Raw genomic sequence first — 21,226 nt, forward strand, 5'->3', positions numbered from 1 at the left:
CGGCCTGTGCAGATGACCGAGGACACACCGGGCGCCCCGCCGCGGCCGGGCAGCCAGTGGTACGACCAGGAGGCGGGACCACTCGTCCGTCCCTACGCCATGACGGGCGGCCGGACCAAAGCCGGTCCGACCGGGGTGCACTTCGATCTGATCGCCCTGGTCACGCTCGACGCAGCCGCACCCGGAGCCGACGACGACACCTCGCTGGGGCCGGAGCACCGGACCCTGATCGAACTGTGCCGTACCGAGACCCAGTCGGTGGCCGAACTGGCAGCGGGCGCCGATCTTCCCCTGGGCGTGGTCAAGGTGCTGCTGGGCGACCTTCTGGAACGGTGCTGCGTCACCGTGAGCCGCCCGGTACCGCCCGCGCAACTGCCCGACGAGCGCATCCTCCGCGAGGTGATCGAGGGGCTGAGGGCGCTCTAGGTGATCCACATCGGTCGGCACCGCGGCTCTTCGCGTTCAGATCCGGGCACTGTACGGGCGCGTTGTGGTCGCAAGAGGCAATCTCCGGTCCAACCCTGTTCGGCGGAGCCGCAGTTGTCATGATGCTGACTTCGCGCACCCGTACAGACGCACCGACGCCGGCAGTTGTCGGCACTCCCGAGAGAAGTGATCGATGGTCTCCGAGAACTCCGACGCCTCGGGTGGCGACTCGACCGCCCTGGCGTTGAAGATACTGGTCGCCGGCGGCTTCGGCGTGGGAAAGACCACCCTGGTAGGCGCGGTCAGCGAGATCCGGCCGCTGCGCACCGAGGAACTGCTGAGCGAGGCCGGTCAGTCGGTCGACGACACCGGTGGGGTGGGACAGAAGGTCACCACGACCGTGGCCATGGACTTCGGACGCATCACCATCCGGTCCGGCCTCTCGCTCTATCTCTTCGGAACACCCGGCCAGGACCGCTTCTGGTTCCTGTGGGACGAGTTGTCGACGGGCGCCCTGGGCGCCGTCGTACTCGCGGACACCCGCCGCCTGGAGGACTGCTTCCCCGCGGTGGACTACTTCGAGCACCGGCGCATCCCGTTCGTGGTGGCCGTCAACTGCTTCGCGGACGCGCGCGCGTACGGCGCCCAGGACGTGTCCCGCGCCCTCGACCTCGACCGAGGGACACCGGTCGTCCTCTGCGACGCCCGTGACCGCGACTCGGGTAAGGAGGTACTCATCCGGCTCGTCGAATACGCCGGGCGGGTGCACACCGCGAGACTGCTCGAGTCCGTAGGCTGAGGCCGCTCGCCGGCCTCGGAGCCGGCCCGGCCGTCCTCCGGCACCGTCGTGCGCCCTCCTGCGGCGGGGCCGCTCACGCCCGCCCGTCGGCCATCTTCTCTGCCATGCCACCCGTCCGCCTTGCCCGGACGGCGGCAGTGGGGAAGGCTGGCTGGTCGAACTCCTCCGGCCAGGGGGGAACGACACACGGGGAGACCGGATCATGGAGCAGAACACGGGACTCGGCTGGCTGCTGGACGAGCTCACCGGACGTGTCGAGCACGTTCGGCACGCACTCGTGCTGTCCAACGACGGGCTGGTGACGGGCGCGAGCACGGGACTCCGGCGTGAGGACGCCGAACACCTCGCCGCGGTCTCGTCGGGACTGCACAGTCTGGCGAAGGGCTCCGGCCGCCACTTCGGTGCCGGGCAAGTACGCCAGACGATGGTCGAGTTCGACGACGCGGTGCTCTTCGTCACCGCGGCCGGATCCGGGAGCTGTCTGTCCGTCCTCAGCGGGGCGGAGGCGGACATCGGCCAGGTCGCCTATGAGATGACGCTGCTGGTGAACCGAGTCGGCGAACACCTTGGCGTAGATGCCCGCCGACCGGAGGGAAAACCCACCACAGGCCTCTGACCTGCCGATACGCGGTCATGGTCGGGAGTTTTCCACAGGCTCGCCACGATGTCCGACGGGCCGGATACGGTTTTTCCCGAGGCGAGCGCACACCGGCGCGAGCCTCCGACACCACAGGGGGAGACCGCCATGCCCGGCAACACCGTCACGCAGCCCGCCACCTCCTCCCTCAGCCGAGCCGCACGGGAACTGGAGCTGAGGCGCGGCGAGTTCGACCTCGCCCTGCACCTCGGCTGTGTGCGGTCGGTTCCCGACGAGGGCGGTGGGGGACGCCGCGTCGCGCGCGCCGAGATCGACCGTGTGCGCTCCGAAGCCGGCTTCCCCGAAACACTGCGCGAGCGGGTCAGGGCCGTCGGCACCACGGAGGGCGCCGCTCTCATGGGCGTCACGGCCCAGCGGTTCACCCGCCTCGCCCGCCTGGGACTGGTGGTGCCGGTAAAGTTCTATATGAACCGCTACCGGGTGGTCGTGTGGCTGTATCTCGCCGAGGAACTGCGGCAGTTCGCCACAGACCAGCAGAACGCGCGGATGATGAGCGGTCGCACGCCCGAAGGCCTCCGCGATCAGCTGGATGACGGCCTCGACCTTCGTCCTCGCAACTGGCGCGGCCGCCACCTGGGGTTCCTGCTGCGGCTGACAGAGGATCCCTGGGCCCGTGCCGCCGCGGTGGCGTCCCTGCTCGACCCCGTCCACGTGGCCGCGGTCGTCGACGATCCCTACGAGCGCGCCCATCTCAACCGCCTTCGGCCCGGGCCTGTTTCCCAGGCGGCTCCGGACTCGCCCGCGGCCCGGATCGCCGAGCGCATCGCGACGGCCGACGAGCCCGACGAGATCGGCTGGCTCAGGGCCGACCTGTCGCAGAGCGTGTCCGAAGCCAGGGAGGACGGCCCCGCGCCCCGACCGGCACCGGATGCGTCATCCATCGCGGTCCCGAGGCCGACGGCCATTCGGCCAGTGGCCCGACCGGCGGGGGCTCCCCCTCCAGCCGCCCCGCTGGTACCGCCCCGTACCCCGGGCACCTTGCGAGAACGGCTCGCTGTAACGGACGCCCCGCTCACCGCAACGGACGACCCCCTCACCACAACGGAGTCCGCGCGGTCGCGGAGGCTGCTCCGATGGCTGCGTCGCGTGAAACCGGACGCGCGTCCTCCTACAGCGCCCTGAAAAGGCCCTCCTGCACGACCGAGACGAGCAGGCGTCCCTTCAGGTCGTAGATGCGCCCGCGAGCCAGTCCGCGGCCGCCCGTCGCGATCGGTGACTCCTGGTCGTACAGGAACCACTCGTCCGCGCGGAACGGCCGGTGGAACCACATGGCGTGGTCCAGCGACGCCATGTCGAATCCGCGCTGACCCCACAGCGGTTCCACCGGTATGCGGACCGCGTCCAGGAGCGTCATGTCGCTCGCGTAGGTGAGAGCGCACGTGTGCACGAGAGGGTCGTCGCCCAGCGGTCCGACGGCACGCATCCACACCGCGCTGCGCGGCTCGGCACCCTTCGTCTCTTCGGGTGTCCAGCGCAGCCGGTCCACATAGCGGATGTCGAAAGGCTGGCGTCGCGCCATGCGCTCCAAGGCATCGGGAAGAACGCCCAGATGCTCCTCGATCTCCTGCGTCACCGTCGGCAGGGACTCGGGGTCCGGCACCTCGCGGGCCGGCGGCAGCTGGTGCTCGAAGCTCCCTTCCTCAGGCAGGTGAAAGGAGGCGGTCAGATTGAAGATCGTGCGGCCCTGCTGCACAGCGGTGACCCGGCGCGTGGTGAACGACCGCCCGTCCCGCACCCGTTCGACCTGGTACACGATCGGAACACCCGGTCGGCCCGGACGCAGGAAGTACGCGTGCAGCGAGTGCACGGGCCGGTCGCCCTCGGTGGTGCGGCCGGCGGCGACCAGCGCCTGGCCCGCCACCTGGCCGCCGAAGACCCGCTGCAGGGACTCCTGCGGGCTGCGGCCCCGGAAGATGTTGACCTCGATCTGCTCCAGGTCGAGCAGATCGACGAGCCTCTCGGCTGGGTTCGTCATCGGTGGGATTCTCCTGTGCTCACAACTGTCCGACGTCGGTGACCTTGACGATGGCACGGCCCTCGGTGTCGGAGGCCGCGAGGTCCACCTCCGCGCTGATGCCCCAGTCGTGATCGCCGTTCGGGTCGGCGAAGGTCTGGCGGACCCGCCAGAGGCCGTTCTGCGGCTCCTCCACGATGGACAGCAGTTTGGGACCGCGGGCGTCGGGACCGGTGCCGAGGTCCTCGTACTCGTCCCAGTACTTGTCCATCGCCTCGCCCCACGCGTCGGCGTCCCAGCCGGATTCGCCGTCCATCTCGCCGAGTTCGTCGACGTTGTCCAGAGCGGCGAGCTCGACCCTGCGGAACATCGCGTTGCGCACGAGGACGCGGAAGGCGCGGGCGTTCGAGGTGACCGGCTTGACCTGGTCGGCCTTCTCCTGGGCCTCTTCGGCCGTCATCACCTCGGGGTTGGCGAGCTGTTCCCACTCGTCGAGGAGGCTGGAGTCGACCTGGCGCACCATCTCGCCCAGCCAGGCGATCAGGTCCTCCAGGTCCTCGGACTTGAGGTCGTCCGGAATGGTGTGCTCCAGGGCCTTGTAGGCGCTGGCCAGGTAGCGCAGGACGATGCCCTCGGTACGGGCGAGCTCGTAGAAGGAGACGAACTCCGTGAAGGACATGGCCCGTTCGTACATGTCACGGATGACGGACTTCGGGGACAAGGGGTGGTCGCCGACCCACGGATGGCTCATGCGGTAGGTGTTGTACGCGTGGAAGAGCAGCTCCTCCAGCGGCTTGGGGTACGACACGTCCTGGAGCCGCTCCATGCGCTCCTCGTACTCGATGCCGTCGGACTTCATCGCGGCCACGGCCTCGCCACGGGCCTTGTTCTGCTGGGCGGCGAGGATCTGCCGGGGCTCGTCCAGCGTGGACTCCACGACGGAGACCATGTCCAGGGCGTACGAGGGGGAATCGGGGTCCAGCAGCTCGAATGCGGCGAGCGCGAACGTCGACAGCGGCTGGTTCAGCGCGAAGTCCTGCTGGAGATCGACGGTGAGCCGCACGACGCGACCCGTCGGGTCCGGCTCGTCGAGCTTCTCGACGATGCCTCCGTCGAGGAGCGAGCGGTAGATCGCGATGGCCCGCCGGATGTGCCGCAACTGCTGCTTGCGCGGCTCGTGGTTGTCCTCCAGCAGATGCCGCATCGCCTCGAAGGCGTTGCCGGGCCGCGCGATCACCGAGAGCAGCATCGTGTGCGTCACACGGAAGCGCGAGGTCAGCGGCTCGGGATCGGAGGTGATGAGCTTGTCGAAGGTGCCCTCCGTCCACCCGACGAAGCCCTCGGGAGCCTTCTTGCGCACCACCTTGCGGCGCTTCTTGGGGTCGTCGCCCGCCTTGGCGAGCGACTTCTCGTTCTCGATGACATGCTCCGGCGCCTGAGCGACGACGTAGCCCGCCGTGTCGAATCCCGCGCGACCGGCCCGGCCGGCGATCTGGTGGAACTCCCGGGCGCGCAGTGTGCGCACGCGCGTCCCGTCGTACTTCGTCAACGCGGTGAACAGCACGGTGCGGATGGGGACGTTGACACCGACACCGAGCGTGTCGGTACCGCAGATGACCTTGAGGAGACCGGCCTGGGCCAGCTTCTCCACCAGTCGCCGGTACTTGGGCAGCATGCCGGCGTGGTGCACACCGATCCCATGACGTACGTAACGGGAGAGGTTCTGGCCGAACTTGGTGGTGAACCGGAAGTTGCCGATCAGTTCGGCGATCTGGTCCTTCTCAGCGCGCGTGCACATGTTGATGCTCATCAGCGCCTGCGCCCGCTCCACGGCCTGCGCCTGGGTGAAGTGCACGATGTAGACCGGGGCCTGCTTGGTGGCGAGGAGCTCGGTGAGTGTCTCGGTCAGCGGTGTGAGCATGTACTCGTAGGACAGCGGGACGGGCCGGGTCGCCGAGCGGACCACCGAGGTGGGGCGGCCGGTGCGTCGCGTGAGGTCCTTCTCGAACATCGAGACATCGCCGAGCGTCGCCGACATCAGGATGAACTGTGCCTGGGGAAGTTCCAGGATCGGGATCTGCCACGCCCAGCCCCGGTCGCCCTCGGCGTAGAAGTGGAACTCGTCCATGACGACCTGACCGACGTCGGCGTGCTTGCCGTCCCGCAGCGCGATCGACGCCAGGACCTCGGCGGTGCAGCAGATGACTGGCGCGTCGGCGTTCACGGAGGCGTCGCCGGTCAGCATGCCGACGTTCTCGGTGCCGAACATCTTGCAGAGTTCGAAGAACTTCTCCGAGACGAGAGCCTTGATCGGCGCCGTGTAGAAGGTGACCTCGTCCCGGGCGAGCGCGGCGAAGTGCGCACCGGCGGCGATCATGCTCTTTCCCGAGCCGGTGGGCGTCGAGACGATCACGTTCGCACCCGAGACCACCTCGATCAGCGCCTCCTCCTGATGGGGGTAGAGGGTGAGACCGCGTTCCCCGGCCCACGACTCGAAGGCTTCGTAGAGGGCGTCGGGGTCTGCGGTCTGCGGCAGCTGATCGATAAGGGTCACGCCCCCATCTTGCCTGTCGACACACGTGATGGGGGAATCGGATGTTCGGGGAAAGATCACGAACGCTACGCTGTGGCGCCACACACGCGTCAGCGCGCGTGGACAACTGGACAGCGGTACAAGAGGAATGGGGCGGGGAACGGCCATGATGGGACCAGCACACTCACTGTCGGGGGCTGCGGCCTGGCTCGGCGTCGGAGCGGCGGCCGCCGCGGCCGGCCACACCATGCCCTGGCCGGTCCTGCTCGTCGGCGCCCTGATCTGCGCCGGAGCCGCTCTGGCCCCGGACCTGGACCACAAGGCCGCCACCATCTCGAACGCCTTCGGACCGGTGTCACGACGGCTGTGCGAGATCGTCGACAAACTGTCCTACGCCGCCTACAAGGGGACCCGGAAGGCGGGCGACCCCCGGCGCAACGGCGGTCACCGCACGCTGACCCACACCTGGCTGTGGGCGGTGATGATCGGCGCGGGCACGGCGGTGCTGGCGATCACCTGCGGTCGCTGGGCGGTCCTGGCCATCCTCTTCGTGCACATGGTGCTGGCCATCGAGGGTCTGCTGTGGCGGGCCGCCCGCGGTTCCAGCAGCAATGTCCTGGTCTGGCTGCTCGCGGCCACGAGCTCGTGGATCCTCGCGCAAACCCTGGACAAGCCGGGCAACGGTTCGGACTGGCTGTTCTCGGCGCCTGGCCAGGAGTACCTGTGGCTCGGTCTGCCGATCATCCTCGGCGCCCTGGTGCACGACATCGGGGACGCGCTGACGGTGTCGGGCTGCCCGATCCTGTGGCCCATCCCGGTCGGCCGGAAGCGCTGGTACCCCATAGGCCCGCCCAAGGTGATGCGCTTTCGCGCGGGCAGCTGGGTCGAGCTGAAGGTGCTCATGCCGGTGTTCATGCTGCTGGGCGGCGTGGGCTGCGCGGCGGCGCTCAACTTCATCTGAGGTCGCCTCGGCCCGGGCAGCGCCGATACGCGGCCCGTCCCGGGCCGCGCAGGTGCTCGGCCCCTCCCGGGCCAGGGCCGCCCCCAGCCCGTCCCGGAACACGCCGGTGGCCGGCTTCGCGGGTCTCACCCGTCTCACTCGTCGACGATGGATGGCCCGTGCCCGCGGTGGGCGTGCGCCGGGGCGGGAGCGGCGGTCCGTCCGGGCGTCGGGCTCGGGCGGACCGACGCGCTCCGGTCCTGGCTCGGGCGGTCCTTCGTGTTCCGGTCCTGGGGTGGCACCGGCCCCGCTCAGCCGTTCTCGCCCGCGCCGGACTCCTGCTCCCCGCCTCCGAACCGCCGCTCGAACTGAGCGATCCGGCCCTCCGAGTCCACGGTGCGGGCCTTGCCGGTGTAGAAGGGGTGGCTCTCCGAGGAGATCTCGACATCGACGACCGGATAGGTCTCGCCGTCGTCCCACTCGATGGTCCGGTCGCTCGTCGCGGTGGAGCGCGTGAGGAAGGCGTAGCCGGCGGTCCGGTCGCGGAACACCACGGGGTGGTAGTCGGGCTGCTTGTCCTGCTGCATGGGAGCTCCTTGGGGAAGGCGCGCGGCGGGCGTCGGTCAGCCGGACACGGCGTCCTCGTCGACGATGTGCATCGCGGCCTCCTCCGCCGAGGCGGCGGCACCGTCGATACCGATGTCCGTGGCGATGAGCCCGCTCTCCTCGTCCTCGTGCGCGCCTTCGTTCGGGGCCACCAGACGTCCGGAGCGGAGGGTGCCCACCTCGTTGTCGATGGGCTCGCCATCGGTGCCCTGGCAGTCGCCGATGCCGTCTCCGTCGGCTTCGGCGATGTCCGGCAGTTCGTCGGCGAGGCGCTCGTCGAGGGTCTCGCCCGCTCGGCGCTCCGAGGCGGTCACGCCTTGGTGCTCCACCGCCCATGGCCGCTCCGGCGGGGACCAGCCACGGTCCAGGGGGTCACTGACGCCGTCGGTGACCAGTGTGTCCTCGGCGTCGAGCAGCCCCGCGTCGTCCTGTACCTCGGATCCGTCGGGCTGGTAGACGTCGTCTCCCCATCCGTCGGCGCTGTCCACGGGTACCTCCAGGGGGTGCGGACGGGACCGGAGCCGCCGTACGCGACGGCGGGCGCGCGGGCCCGAGGACACAGGTGTCGCCCCGCGCGAACCGGGTGGTTCCCGGGAGTCCCCCGAGCGGGTGCCCACGTCCAGGGTTCCACCCCCCTTCGGCACCGCGCAACGCCACAGGGGCCGATCCGCGGCGCCGCAAGGGTCGACGCGCGGCCCGGCCCGCCTCTCGCGGGGCGTGCCGGGGGCGGGCACGACCTCGCTCCCGGCGGCCGGCGGGCCCGTGCCGGCCGGGCCCGCCGCCGCGGTCCCTCACCGTCGACGCAAGCCGCTGAGCTGAGGGAGGACAGCGGCGTGCCACGCCGTGCGGGCGGTTCCGTGCCGGGCCGCCCCACCATGAGAACGGGAGCGGCCCGGCACGGAACCGCCAGGCGGGCCACGCGGGCCGAGCGGCTCCGCCCACCGCTCCGCCCACCGCTCCGCCCACCGCTCCGCCCGGGCGTGGGTGCCGATACGACGGCGCAGCCACTCAGCCCGGCACCGGTCACCCGACGCCCGGTGCCCGACGCCCGGCACCGGTCATCCGATGCCCGATGCCCGGTGCCCGACGCCCGGCACCGGTCACCCGGTGCCCGGTGACCCGGCACCGGTCACCCGGCGTCCGGCACACCCGCGGTGGCCGGGTGGTCCCGTCCCGTACCCCGGGCCCGGGCCCGGTACCTGGTGGCTCGGGGGACCGGGGGCATCGAGTCGCTCCGTCGGGTGTCCGGATCAGCCGTGCCAGGACCTCCACAGCGCCGCGTACGCGCCGTCCGCCGTGACCAGTTCGTCGTGGCTGCCGAGTTCGCTGATGCGGCCGTTCTCGACGACGGCGATGACGTCCGCGTCGTGGGCGGTGTGCAGGCGGTGGGCGATGGCGACGACGGTGCGGCCGTCGAGGACGCGGGCCAGCGAGCGTTCCAGGTGACGGGCCGCCCGGGGGTCCAGGAGCGAGGTCGCCTCGTCCAGGACCAGGGTGTGGGGGTCGGCCAGCACCAGCCGGGCCAGCGCGATCTGCTGGGCCTGAGCCGGAGTGAGCGCGAAACCGCCCGAGCCGACCTCGGTGTCCAGACCGTCGTCCAGCGCCCGCGCCCAGCCGTCCGCGTCGACCGCGCCGAGAGCCGCCCACAGCCGGGCGTCGACGGAATCGGCGCCGGCGGCCGGCGTCGCGGCCGGAGCGTCCTCGTCCCCGCGCTGCCGGGCGTGGGGGACGGCGAGCAGCAGGTTGTCGCGCAGGGAGCCGACGAAGACGTGGTGCTCCTGGTTGACCAGGGCCACGTGCGAGCGGACCTTCTCCGCGGGCATCCGGGAGAGTTCGGCACCGCCGAGCGTGACCCGGCCGTCCCGTGGCGCGTAGATCCCCGCGAGCAGCCTGCCCAGCGTGGACTTGCCCGCGCCGGACGGGCCGACCAGGGCGAGCCTGGTGCCGGGCGCGACGGTCAGGGAGACCTCCCGCAGCACGTCCACGCCCTCGCGGTAGCCGAAGTGCACCCGGTCCGCGTGGACGTCGCGTCCGTCCGGTGCCACGGCCGGGTCGCCCGTCTCGGGCTCGATGTCCCGGACACCGACCAGCCGGGCCAGTGAGACCTGGGCGACCTGCAACTCGTCGTACCAGCGCAGGATCAGTCCGACCGGGTCGACGAGCATCTGCGCGATCAGCGCACCCGTCGTCAGCTGGCCCACCCCGATCCAGCCCTGGAGGGCGAAGACCCCGCCGATCATCAGGACCGAGCAGAGCACGGTCACATGCGTGATGTTGACGACCGGGAAGAGAACGGACCGCAGCCAGAGCGTGTACCGCTCCCACGCCGTCCATTCCTGGACCCGGCGGTCCGACAGCTCGATGCGGCGCCTGTCCAGCCGGTGCGCCTCGACGGTGCGCCCGGCGTCGACGGTCTCGGCGAGGGCGGCGGCGACGGCCGCGTAGCCGGCCGCCTCGGAGCGGTAGGCGGACGGAGCGCGTCTGAAGTACCAGCGGCAGCCCACCACGAGCAACGGAACGGCGACCAGGACGGCGGGAGCGAGGGCCGGGGCGGTCACGGTGAGTCCGCCGAGCAGCAGCGCCACCCACACCACACCGATGGCCAGTTGCGGCACGGCCTCGCGCATCGCGTTGCCGAGCCGGTCGATGTCGGTGGTGATGCGGGACAGCAGGTCGCCCGTACCGGCGCGTTCCAGGACGCCCGGCGGAAGTCCGACCGACCGTACGAGGAAGTCCTCGCGCAGATCGGCCAGCATCCGTTCGCCGAGCATGGCACCGCGCAGCCGCACCTGGCGTACGAACACGGCCTGGACGACGAGCGCGAGGACGAAGAGCGCGGCGGTGGCCTGCAGATGGAGGTCGCGTGTGTGGTCCGAGACGCGGTCGACCAGCGAGCCCAGCAGATAGGGCCCGGCCATCGAGGCCACGACGGCCACGGTGTTGACGGCGACCAGGACCAGGAAGGCCTTGCGGTGCCGTTGGAACAGTTCGCCCACATAGGCTCGTACGGTCGCGGGCGCGCCGACCGGCAGCGTGTTCGCCGTCGTCGGGGCGGCCGGGTCGTACGCCGGTGGCGCCACGCCGATCATGCGCTCTCCTCGATTTCTTCCAGTACGCCGTTCAGAACGGCTTCGTCCAGAACGGCTTCGTCCAGAGAGGCTTCGTTCAGTACGGCCTCGTCGTCCACGGTCACGCCGCCGAGAGCGGTCCGTTGCGCGGCTTCCACGGCGGCCTCCTCCTCGGTCTCGCGGGTCACCACGGCCCGGTAGAGCGGTTCGCTGTGCAGCAGTTCGCGGTGCACGCCGACCGCGACGACCTCGCCCTCGTGGACCAGCACGACCCGGTCCGCCTGGTCCAGGAGCAGCGGTGAGGAGGTGAAGACCACGGTCGTACGCCCGGCGCGCAGGGAGCGCACTCCGTCGGCGATCCGTGCCTCGGTGTGCGAGTCGACCGCCGACGTCGGTTCGTCCAGGACCAGCACCTCGGGGTCCGTGATCAGGGACCGGGCCAGCGCGAGCCGCTGGCGCTGGCCGCCCGACAGGGAGCGCCCGCGTTCGGTCACGCGGGCGTCCATCGGGTCCCCGGACTCCAGCGAGCCCTGGGCGAGCGCCTCCAGTACGTCGCCGCACTGCGCGGCGGACAGGGCCGCCTCGGCGCTCACCAGACCCGACGCGGGCACGTCGAGGAGCTCGCGCAGGGAACCGGACAGCAGCACCGGGTCCTTGTCCTGGACGAGGACGGCGGTCCGGGCGCACTCCAGGGGCAGTTCGTCCAGCGGTACGCCCCCGAGGATCACCGAGTCGCTTCTCGGTACGCCCTCGACGAGCACCTCCTCGCCCCGCTCGCAGGCATGACCGCCGAGCCGCTCGGCCAGCAGTCCCGCCGCGTCCGGGTCGCCGCACACGACGGCGGTGAGCCGGCCCGCGGGAGCGAGCAGCCCGGTGGCGGGGTCGTACAGATCGCCGCCCGGGACCTCCGGGGCACGCGATCCGGTGCTGTCCATGGCCCGTTCCAGGGATAGCACCCGGGCGGCACGCCTGGCCGACGGACGGGAGAAGGAATAGGCCATGGCGATCTCTTCGAAGTGCCGCAAGGGGTACGCGAGCAGCATGACGGCGCTGTACACCGTGACGAGTTCGCCGACCGTGATCCGGCCGTCGCGGGCCAGCAGCACACCGCGCCAGACGACGGCGATCAGCAGCAGACCGGGCAGCAGGACCTGGATCGCCGAGATCAGCGACCACATACGGGCGCTGCGCACGGCGGCCCGGCGGACCTCCTGGGAGGCGCGGCGGTAGCGGTCGAGGAAGAGCTCCTCGCCGCCGATCCCGCGCAGCACCCGCAGGCCGGCCACGGTGTCGGAGGCCAGCTCGGTGGCGCGGCCCGCCTTCTCCCGCTGGAAGTCGGCGCGCCGGGTGGCGCGGGGCAGCAGCGGCAGCACGGCCACCGCCAGTACGGGTACGCCCAGGGCGACGAGCACTCCCAGCGCCGGCTGGTAGACGACCAGGGCCACGCAGACCAGCACCACCGTCACGGCGGCCGCCGTGAACCGGGACATGCCCTCCACGAACCAGCCGATCTTCTCGACGTCGCCGGTGGAGACAGCGACCACCTCGCCCGCCGCGACGCGCCGGGTCAGCGCGGAGCCCAGCAGGGCGGTTCTGCGGGCGAGCAGTTGCTGCACGCGTGCGGCGGCGGTGATCCAGTTGGTGACCGCGGTGCGGTGCAGCATGGTGTCGCCCAGGGCGATGCACGCGCCGCACAGCACCATGAGAGCGCCGGTCAGGGCGAGCCCGGTCCCGGAGTGGTCGACGACGGACTGGACGGCCCGGCCGACGCAGAACGGCAGCGCGGAGACGGCCAGGAAGTGCAGCAACCCCCAGGCGAGGGCCTTGAACTGTCCGCCGAGCTGATTCCGCCCGAGCCACCACAGGAATCGGGTACCTGAGCGTGCGTCGGGCACACCCGGGTCGGGATACGGAAGGTCTTGGATCTGCATGACGCCCCAGTGGCTCGTGTCAGGGGATGGAGGGAGCCGCGACTTTCGGCGACCGTCCGGCCGCGGGGCCGGTAGCAAACCGTGAAAGGTTCGCGTCGCAGCGTGGTCGAAAGCAAACGATTTTCGGGTCCGGGGCATGGAACCGGCCCGGAGGGAACACGACTGGCCGGGGCCCAGGGGGGAGAATGATTCGCCCGATACGTGATGCGAGGATGGGCGGCATGCGAAAGAACGGTGCGATGCGTACGGGGCTCGCCGCGATGGTCTGCGGAGTCGTCGCCGTCAGCCTCTCGGCCTGCGGTGGTCCGGAGGGCGGAAGCGGGAACGGTACGAAGGCGCACGCGGGAGCCGGTGGCGAGGCCGCCCGGACGAGCGCGCCCGCAGTCGACCCGAAGCGCATCCCCGAGGTCGGCGACCGGCTCCAGCGGCAGATCCCCTCCGACTCGCGCCAGGTCCTGGCGGTCTACGGCGAGGGCAAGGACTCCGCGGACTCCACGGCCGTGCTCTACACGAAGTCCGGTACGACATGGGTGAAGACCCGGAGCTGGGCCGCGCACAACGGGAAGAAGGGCTGGACGACCGACCACCACGAGGACGACAAGCGGAGCCCCGTGGGAGTGTTCACGCTCAGCGACGCCGGCGGCGTGCTCGACGACCCGGGCGCCCGGCTGCCGTACACGCAGTCGCAGGACTTCCAGGCCCCGCACTACTGGGCGAAGTCGCACTGGCACGACTTCGACTACGTCATCGCGATCGACTACAACCGCGTCAAGGGCAACCCGCCGGACGACCCGAGTCGCCCGTGGGGCGACGACAAGGGCGGCGGCATCTGGCTGCACATGGACCACGGCAGCGGTACGTCGGCGTGCGTGAGCCTGCCCAAGCCGGCGATGGAGTACCTCCTGCGCACCCTCGATCCCGAGCAGCACCCTGTCGTACTGATGGGCGACAAGGGGGACTTGAAGGCCTAGCGGGCCGGGGGCGTGCCGAATCGGGCGTGACCGGTGGCCCCCGACGCACCGTTGCGGTGAGCCCGACCGCACCGTAGAACACCGCACATGAGTAGACCGGTCATCATGTCCATGCTCGCCGGGGTGACCCTCGTGGCGAGCGCCCTCTTCGGGGCGGCCCCGGCTCCGGCGGCCACCGCGTCCGTGCCGGCACCCGCGTCCGCGGCCTCCGGCGCACCAGCGGCCGCCGGATCGACCGACGTGCCCGCCGAGTTCGGCAGCGACTGGCACGACCCCGTCACCGCCTCCCCGCCCGTCAGCAGGCCGGTCGCGCCGTCCTGCGAAGTGACCCTGGCGGAGGCCCGGTTCCGCGACTTCACGCCCTACACGGGCACGTACACCCCGCCGACGGGCTGTGGCGACCACTGGAGCAAGGTCGTGCTCCGGCTCGAAGGCAAGGTCAAGGGGCGGCAGTTCGACCGGCTCGGGTATCTCCATGTCGGCGGCGTGGAGATCCTGCGCACGTCCACCCCGGAGCCGTCGCCCGACGGGATCACCTGGTCCGTGGAGAAGGACGTGACGCGCTACAGCGCCACGTTCCGGCAGAGCAGCGACGTCGAGATGCTCATCGGGAACGTCGTCGACGACACCTACACCGGTGTCCTCGACGTCAAGGCCACGCTGACGTTCTACGCGGGCAGGGCCGCCGTGGCCCCCGACCGTGTGCTGACCTTGACGGACGGCACCCTGACCACCCCGCGCAACAGCGAGCGCGTGATCGCCGAGGTGTACGCGACCGGGTCCGGCGGCGGCTGCGAGGAGTTCTGGTATCTGACGGTCCCGGACGCGGCACCGTACTCCTGCAAGGGCGACGGCCCCTACCGTGAGGTGCAGATCAAGGTCGACGGCCAACTCGCGGGAATCGCCGAGCCGTTCCCGACCGTCTGGACCGGCGGATGGTCCAGCCCCTTCCTCTGGTACGTGATTCCGGGACCCCGCGCCTTCGACGTCAGACCCGTCGAGTACGACCTGACCCCGTTCGCCGGACTTCTCGACGACGGGCTTCCGCACCGGATCGACGTCTCTGTCGTGGGCGTTCCGGAGGCGCAGACCGGATGGAGCCTTCCGGTCAACGTGCTCGTCTGGCAGGACGCGCGGCGCGCCCACCTGAGCGGTGCCCTCACCCGGTCCGACGCGGGCGCGATCTCCAACTCCTCGACGTACACGCCCGGTTCCGAGAACCGGGTCGAGACCGTGGGAAGCCACCGGCTGACGGTCGCGGGCTACCTCGACACCTCGCACGGCCGGGTGCTGACCACGGTCGGCCGGACGCTCGGGAACAGCTCCGCGCACCGCTGGACCGACGGTGAGAACACGGACGGCCTAGAGGCGACGTGGACCGACGACGAGGTGGTGACCGTCGACGGACGCGGCCCGGCGAGCACGACGCGTACCCGGCGCACGTACACGATGGACGGCACGACGACCCTCGGCGCGGACGACCGGCTGCGGACCGTGCTGACGCTGGGCGACCGGGCCGCCGTGGCCGGGGCCCGGGGTGGCCGGCGCACCACGTGGTCACGGCTCGACGACACCTACACGGGCGACGCCACCTACACGGCGAACGTGCCGCGCGACCAGCGTCACGCGGTGGCCACGACGAGCGAGCGCTATCGGCTGTACGGCCCCGCGGGCTGCTACGACCGCGCCCTGGTCACCGTGCAGGGGGTGCTCACCGAGGACCGCGCCCGCTGTTGAGCCAGGCCGTCCGCGGCGTGACGGACGCGCGAAGGAGGCGCCTGTCCGCTTCGGGCGGGGCGGGCCGACCGGTCATCCGGACCGGTCGGCCGGCGGGGCCTCCCGGGGCTCGGGACGGGTCGCGCGCTCCAGCGCCAGCAGGGCCGAGTAGTAGTCGCGGCCCGTCGCGTGGTCCATCCCCACCTCGCACATGCGGTTCGCCGACAGATGCGCGTCGAAGTCGCGGGAGGTCACGAAAGCCGCCTCCTCGCGGGTGGCCGACTCGGTGAGTTCCCTGTGGAGCATGCCCCGGTCGCCCGCGAAGGCGCAGCACCCGGCGTCGTCGGGCATCACCACCTCGTCGGCACACGCCTCGGCCACCGCGCGCAACTGTGCCTCGTCGCCCAAGTGCCGCATGGAGCAGGTCGGGTGGAGCACCGCGGAGCCGAGGGTCCGGTGCACGGTGAGGTGGGGGAGGAGTTCGTCCGCGGCCCACACCAGCGAGTCGACGACCCGCAGTTCGGCGTGCAACTCCCGGTTGTCGGCGCTCAGATACGGTACGACCTCCCGGGCGATGCCGAGCGTGCAGGACGACGCGTCCACGACGAGCGGCAACCTGCCTCCCGCGGTCCAGCCCCAGGCCGCCTCGACGATGCGATCGGCCATCACGGCGTTGCCCGCGTCGTACCCCTTGGAGTGCCAGATCGTTCCGCAGCACGTCCCCTTCACGTCGTCCGGGATCCAGACCGGCTTTCCCGCGCGCGCGGAGACCGCGACGACGGCCCGCGCGAGCGACATGTCTCCGGGGCTGCCGAAGATGCGGTTGACGCAGGCCGGGTAGTACACGGCGACCGAACCCACGCGGGAGGTGACGGGCATGGCGGAGGCTGCGGCTCCCGGCATCCGAGGCAGCCACTCGGGCACGAGATCAGGGCGGACGACTTTGCGTGCCGCCCGGGTCACGGCGTTCACCCGGCGGTCGCCGACGCGGTCCACGGCGGCGACGGCCAGCCGCGCGGAGCCTTCGAGCGTGCCGAAGTACCGCGCGGCCAGGGCGGCGACCCTCTCCTCGCGCGGCGAGTGCCGAGCGTGCCGGAACTCCTTCATCAGGGCGCCCGTGTCGATGCCGACCGGACAGGCCAGCTTGCACGTCGAGTCGCCCGCGCAGGTGTCCACGGCGTCGTATCCGTACGCTTCCAGGAGCCTGTCCTCGACGGGGGAGCCGCCGGGCTGGCGCATCATCTCCCGCCGCAGCACGATCCGTTGGCGCGGTGTGGTCGTCACGTCCTGGCTGGGGCAGGTCGGTTCGCAGAAGCCGCACTCGATGCAGGGGTCGGCGATCGCCTCCACCCGCGGGATCGTCTTCAGGCCCCGGACGTGCGCGCGGGGATCACGGTCGAGGACCACGCGCGGTGCGAGCACTCCGTCGGGGTCGATCAGCCGTTTCGTGCGCCACATCAACTCCGTTGCCCTGGGGCCCCATTCGAGTTCCAGGAAGGGCGCGATGTTGCGTCCGGTGGCGTGCTCGGCCTTCAGCGAGCCGTCGAAGCGCTCGACGGTGAGCCGGCAGAACGCGTCCATGAAGGCGGCGTACCGCTCCACGTCGGCCGGCCTGGAGGCGTCGAAGGCCAGCAGGAAGTGCAGATTGCCGTGTGCGGCGTGGCCCGCCACGGCGGCGTCGAAACCGTGCCGGGTCTGGAGTTCCAGCAGCGCCTCGCAGGCCTCGGCGAGCCGGGCGGGCGGTACCGCGAAGTCCTCCGTGATCAGCGTCGTACCGGACGGACGGGCGCCGCCGACGGCGGTGACGAAGGCCTTGCGGGCTTTCCAGTAGCCGGCGACGGTCCGCTGGTCGCGGGTGAGGGAGTTCGTCACGGAGGGCACGGGCGACACCAGGGGGAGCCCCGCCAGCACCGTGCGTGCCCGCTCCTCGTACGCCTCCTGCGCGGCCTCGTCCGGAGCGCGGAACTCGACGAGCAGCGCGGTCGTCGGGCCGGGCAGGGCCGCCCAGTCCCCGGGCACCCCCTCGACGCTCACCGAGGCGCGCAGGGTGTTGCCGTCCATCAGCTCGACGGCCGAGGCGCCGGCGTCGGTGAACAGGGGTACGGCGGAGGCCGCGGCAGGCAGCGAGCCGAAGAAGAGCAGCGCGGCGGAGACCCGCCGCTCCAGCGGCAGGGTGTCGAGGACGACCTCGGCGATGAAGCCGAAGGTGCCCTCCGAGCCGACCATCAGGCCGCGCAGGATCTCGACGGGCGTCGCGCCGTCGAGGAAGGCGTCCAGGCGGTAGCCGTTGGTGTTCTTGATCGTGTACTTGGCGCGGATGCGGTCGACCAGTTCGGGGTCCGACTCGATCTCCGCCTTGAGCCCCATGAGGCCGGCGCACAGGGCCGGTTCGGCGTGCGCCAGCCGTTCGTCGGCGTCCGGTTCCGCCGTGTCCACGACCGTGCCGGTCGGCAGCACGAAGGTGAGCGAGGCGAGGGTGACGTACGCGTTGCGGGTGGTGCCCGCCGTCATGCCGGAGGCGTTGTTCGCGACCACGCCGCCGACCGTGCAGGCGATCGCGCTGGCGGGATCGGGCCCGAGCACGCGCCCGTGCCGGGCGAGCGCGGCGTTGACGCGGGCGACGGTCGTGCCGGGCGCGACGCGGACCCGCGCGCCGCCGTCGAGGACCTCGACGCCGGTCCAGTGCCGGCGTACGTCGACGAGGATGTCCTCGCCCTGCGCCTGGCCGTTGAGCGAGGTCCCGGCCGCGCGGAACACCACCTCGCGGTCCTTGCCGTGCGCGTACGAGAGCACGGCCGAGATGTCGTCGATGTCCTCGGGGACCACGACGACCCGCGGCACGAAGCGGTAGGGGCTGGCGTCGGAGGCGTAGCGCACGAGGTCGGAGATCCCGGTCAGTACCTTGTCGGCTCCGAGCAGGGCGGTCAGGTCACCGCGCAGGGGTTCGGGGGTGCCGCCGGCCCGGTCGTCGGGGACCCGGTCGGCCGCGGGGGCGTCGGGGCGCGTGCCGGGTCGCAGCGCGTCGGGGTCGGGCTCCAGCAGAGGCATCGCGCACCACTCCTCACGGGGTCACCGGGCAGCGCCGCCCGGTCGGCTGCCCACCGCAGGCGACCGGCCGTCGGCGGCGGGCGACCGGGTCGGGCCCGGCTGCCGAGCGGCGGTGCGGCGCGCCGTGTCCGAGCGGCCCGCGACGGCATTCCGTCCCGAGCCGTCTCGGCGGCGTGGCCGTCCCGAGCCGGCTCAGCAGCGGTGTTCCGCCCTCGGCATGCCGTCCACCAAGGTGTCCAGCAGTCCGCCGAGCACCCCGCGCTGCTCGTCCGTCAATGGAGCCAGGATCTCCTCCGCGGCGCCGCGGCGCGCGGCGCGCAGCTCGCGCAGCGCCGTGCGGCCCTCGTCCGTGACCTCGATCCTGATCACCCGGCGGTTGGTGGGATCGGGTGCCCGGCGAACCCTGCCGCTCGCCTCCAGGCCGTCGACCAGCGTGGTCACCGCGCGCGGTACCACTTCGAGGCGCTCCGCGAGATCGGCCATCCGGGGCGGTGAGCTGTAGTGCGCGAGCGTGCGCAGGAGCCGAGACTGGGCGGGTGTGATGCCCAGCTCGCGCTGCTCCAGATGGCGCTTCTGGATGCGGTGCACGCGGCGCGTCAGACGCAGCAACTGCTCGGCGAGCAGGCCGTCGGCATCGGGGGTGGTCATGCGGGAACAATATCAGGATGCCGTTCATTGTGAGTATAGGTAACAATGAGCTAGGCTCCGTCAGTCGTCGGATCCTCACCGATGTCCCCGTAGTCCCGTTTCCCTAGGAGTCCATTGCGCCCCGAACAGTCCACCTGGAGCCCCCCACCTGCCGACAAGGAACAGCCACGGCAGGTGCGCCGCATCCTGACCCTCTTCCGGCCCTATCGCGGCCGCCTCGCGATCGTCGGCCTCCTGGTCGGCGCCGCGTCCCTCGTGTCCGTCGCCACGCCCTTCCTGCTCAAGGCGATCCTCGACACGGCGATCCCCGAAGGCCGCACGGGTCTGCTGACCCTGCTGGCGCTCGGCATGGTCCTGAGCGCCGTCCTGAGCGGCGTTTTCGGCGTCCTGCAGACCCTGATCTCCACGACCGTCGGCCAGCGGGTCATGCACGATCTGCGCACGGCGGTCTACGGCCGCCTCCAGCGCATGTCGCTCGCCTTCTTCACCAGGACACGCACGGGCGAGGTCCAGTCCCGCATCGCCAACGACATCGGCGGCATGCAGGCGACCGTCACCTCCACCGCCACCTCGCTGGTCTCCAACCTGACCAGTGTGGTGGCCACGATCGTCGCGATGGTGGCCCTGGACTGGCGCCTGACGCTCGTCTCCCTGCTCCTGCTGCCGGTGTTCGTGTGGATCAGCCGCCGGGTCGGCAACGAACGCAAGAAGATCACCACCCAGCGCCAGAAGCAGATGGCGGCGATGGCCGCCACCGTCACCGAATCGCTCTCCGTCAGCGGCATCCTGCTCGGCCGCACCATGGGCCGGGCCGACTCGCTGACGAAGTCCTTCGCGGAGGAGTCCGAGGGACTCGTCGACCTCGAAGTGCGCTCGAACATGGCCGGGCGCTGGCGCATGTCCGTGATCGGCATCGTCATGGCGGCCATGCCCGCCGTCATCTACTGGACCGCGGGCGTCGCCCTTCAGCTCGGCGGCCCCTCCATGTCCATCGGCACGCTCGTCGCCTTCGTCTCGCTCCAGCAGGGACTGTTCCGGCCGACGGTCGGCCTGCTGTCCACCGGTGTGCAGATCCAGACCTCGCTCGCGCTGTTCCAGCGCATCTTCGAGTACCTCGACCTTCCCATCGACATCACCGAGCCCGAGAGCCCCGTCCACCTGGACCAGGTCAAGGGCGAGATCCGCTTCGAGGACGTCGAGTTCCGCTACGACGACAAGGGCACCCCGATCCTCGACGGCATCGACATCACCGTCCCGGCCGGCGGCAGCCTCGCCGTCGTCGGACCGACCGGCTCCGGCAAGTCCACGCTCAGCTATCTGGTGCCGCGGCTGTACGACGTCACGGGCGGGCGCGTGACCCTCGACGGGGTCGACGTGCGCGACCTCGACTTCGACACTCTCGCGCGCGCGGTCGGCGTCGTCTCCCAGGAGACGTACCTCTTCCACGCCTCGGTCGCCGAGAACCTGCGTTTCGCCAAGCCGGACGCCACCGACGAGGAACTGCACGCGGCGGCCCGGGCGGCCCAGATCCACGAGCACATCGCGTCGCTGCCCGACGGGTACGACACGGTCGTCGGCGAGCGCGGCCACCGGTTCTCCGGCGGAGAGAAGCAGCGCCTCGCCATCGCGCGGACGATCCTGCGCGATCCGCCCGTACTCATCCTCGACGAGGCGACCAGCGCCCTGGACACCCGCACCGAGCACGCCGTCCAGGAGGCCATCGACGCCCTGTCGGCCGACCGCACCACGCTCACCATCGCGCACCGGCTGTCCACGATCCGGAGCGCCGACCAGATCGTCGTCCTCGACGCGGGCCACGCGGTCGAGCGCGGCACGCACGAGGAACTGCTGGCCCAGGAAGGGCGCTACGCCGCCCTTGTCCACCGGGACGCCCAACTGGAGCCGACAAGATGACGATATGCCGGGTT

At 71.3% G+C, this 21,226-nt stretch carries 16 protein-coding genes; 8 read left to right on the forward strand and 8 right to left on the reverse strand.

Annotated elements, in window-relative coordinates; genetic code table 11:
• The first annotated feature begins 12 nt into the window (after positions 1-12).
• The 4 genes from OHT01_RS34440 to OHT01_RS34455 all read left to right on the forward strand — a co-directional run bounded on the left by OHT01_RS34440 (position 13) and on the right by OHT01_RS34455 (position 3,005).
• Entirely contained in the window at positions 13-426 is a 414-nt protein-coding gene (locus tag OHT01_RS34440) for a DUF742 domain-containing protein (RefSeq protein WP_328557015.1), read from the forward strand.
• 193 nt (positions 427-619) lie between these two features.
• Positions 620-1,225 (forward strand): GTP-binding protein, encoded by a 606-nt coding sequence (locus tag OHT01_RS34445; protein WP_328557016.1) that lies wholly within the window; start codon positions 620-622, stop codon positions 1,223-1,225.
• Between the two features lie 202 nt (positions 1,226-1,427).
• Positions 1,428-1,841: a roadblock/LC7 domain-containing protein gene (locus OHT01_RS34450; protein WP_328557017.1), complete on the forward strand. Its 414-nt coding sequence runs from the start codon at positions 1,428-1,430 to the stop codon at positions 1,839-1,841.
• Positions 1,842-1,970: 129 nt separating this feature from the next.
• The gene (locus OHT01_RS34455; RefSeq protein WP_328557018.1) at positions 1,971-3,005 is read left to right on the forward strand and encodes a DUF6397 family protein; all 1,035 of its coding nucleotides are present in this window, start codon (positions 1,971-1,973) and stop codon (positions 3,003-3,005) included.
• Here OHT01_RS34455 and OHT01_RS34460 read toward each other — a convergent pair.
• Positions 2,992-3,858 carry an acyl-CoA thioesterase gene (locus OHT01_RS34460; RefSeq protein WP_328557019.1) on the reverse strand — a complete coding sequence of 289 codons (867 nt, stop codon included), beginning with the start codon at positions 3,856-3,858 and terminating at the stop codon, positions 2,992-2,994. The two genes, OHT01_RS34455 and OHT01_RS34460, sit on opposite strands and share 14 nt — an antisense overlap.
• Before the next feature lie 19 nt (positions 3,859-3,877).
• The gene (locus tag OHT01_RS34465; RefSeq protein ID WP_328557020.1) at positions 3,878-6,391 is read right to left on the reverse strand and encodes a DEAD/DEAH box helicase; all 2,514 of its coding nucleotides are present in this window, start codon (positions 6,389-6,391) and stop codon (positions 3,878-3,880) included.
• Positions 6,392-6,536: 145 nt separating this feature from the next.
• Here OHT01_RS34465 and OHT01_RS34470 point away from each other — a divergent pair, with 145 nt between their 5' ends.
• On the forward strand, positions 6,537-7,331 hold the full coding sequence (locus OHT01_RS34470) for a metal-dependent hydrolase (protein WP_328557021.1): 795 nt from the start codon (positions 6,537-6,539) through the stop codon (positions 7,329-7,331).
• Positions 7,332-7,621: 290 nt separating this feature from the next.
• Here the strand turns inward: OHT01_RS34470 and OHT01_RS34475 are convergent, their stop codons facing one another.
• The 4 genes from OHT01_RS34475 to OHT01_RS34490 form a co-directional block, all read right to left on the reverse strand.
• Positions 7,622-7,897 (reverse strand): type B 50S ribosomal protein L31, encoded by a 276-nt coding sequence (locus tag OHT01_RS34475; protein ID WP_328557022.1) that lies wholly within the window; start codon positions 7,895-7,897, stop codon positions 7,622-7,624.
• 36 nt (positions 7,898-7,933) lie between these two features.
• Positions 7,934-8,404 carry a DUF5709 domain-containing protein gene (locus OHT01_RS34480; protein ID WP_328557023.1) on the reverse strand — a complete coding sequence of 157 codons (471 nt, stop codon included), beginning with the start codon at positions 8,402-8,404 and terminating at the stop codon, positions 7,934-7,936.
• A 762-nt stretch (positions 8,405-9,166) separates the two neighbouring features.
• Positions 9,167-11,005: an ABC transporter ATP-binding protein gene (locus OHT01_RS34485; protein WP_328557024.1), complete on the reverse strand. Its 1,839-nt coding sequence runs from the start codon at positions 11,003-11,005 to the stop codon at positions 9,167-9,169.
• Entirely contained in the window at positions 11,002-12,915 is a 1,914-nt protein-coding gene (locus tag OHT01_RS34490; protein WP_328557025.1) for an ABC transporter ATP-binding protein, read from the reverse strand. Before OHT01_RS34490 ends, OHT01_RS34485 begins: the two co-directional genes overlap by 4 nt.
• Positions 12,916-13,136: 221 nt before the next feature.
• Between OHT01_RS34490 and OHT01_RS34495 the strand changes: the two genes are divergently transcribed.
• The gene (locus OHT01_RS34495) at positions 13,137-13,886 is read left to right on the forward strand and encodes a L,D-transpeptidase family protein (protein WP_328557026.1); all 750 of its coding nucleotides are present in this window, start codon (positions 13,137-13,139) and stop codon (positions 13,884-13,886) included.
• Positions 13,887-13,973: 87 nt separating this feature from the next.
• Entirely contained in the window at positions 13,974-15,623 is a 1,650-nt protein-coding gene (locus OHT01_RS34500; protein ID WP_328557027.1) for a peptide-N4-asparagine amidase, read from the forward strand.
• A gap of 72 nt (positions 15,624-15,695) precedes the next feature.
• Here the strand turns inward: OHT01_RS34500 and OHT01_RS34505 are convergent, their stop codons facing one another.
• Both OHT01_RS34505 and OHT01_RS34510 read right to left on the reverse strand, forming a co-directional pair.
• Complete coding sequence (locus tag OHT01_RS34505) at positions 15,696-18,650, reverse strand: FAD-binding and (Fe-S)-binding domain-containing protein (RefSeq protein WP_328557028.1); 2,955 nt, start codon at positions 18,648-18,650, stop codon at positions 15,696-15,698.
• A gap of 192 nt (positions 18,651-18,842) precedes the next feature.
• Positions 18,843-19,298, reverse strand: coding sequence for a MarR family winged helix-turn-helix transcriptional regulator (locus OHT01_RS34510; protein ID WP_328557029.1), 456 nt, complete (start codon positions 19,296-19,298; stop codon positions 18,843-18,845).
• A gap of 114 nt (positions 19,299-19,412) precedes the next feature.
• Here OHT01_RS34510 and OHT01_RS34515 point away from each other — a divergent pair, with 114 nt between their 5' ends.
• Positions 19,413-21,212 (forward strand): ABC transporter ATP-binding protein, encoded by a 1,800-nt coding sequence (locus OHT01_RS34515; protein WP_328557030.1) that lies wholly within the window; start codon positions 19,413-19,415, stop codon positions 21,210-21,212.
• Positions 21,213-21,226: the final 14 nt, after the last annotated feature.

The organism is Streptomyces sp. NBC_00358 (genome assembly GCF_036099295.1).
Classification (GTDB): Bacteria; Actinomycetota; Actinomycetes; order Streptomycetales; family Streptomycetaceae; genus Streptomyces.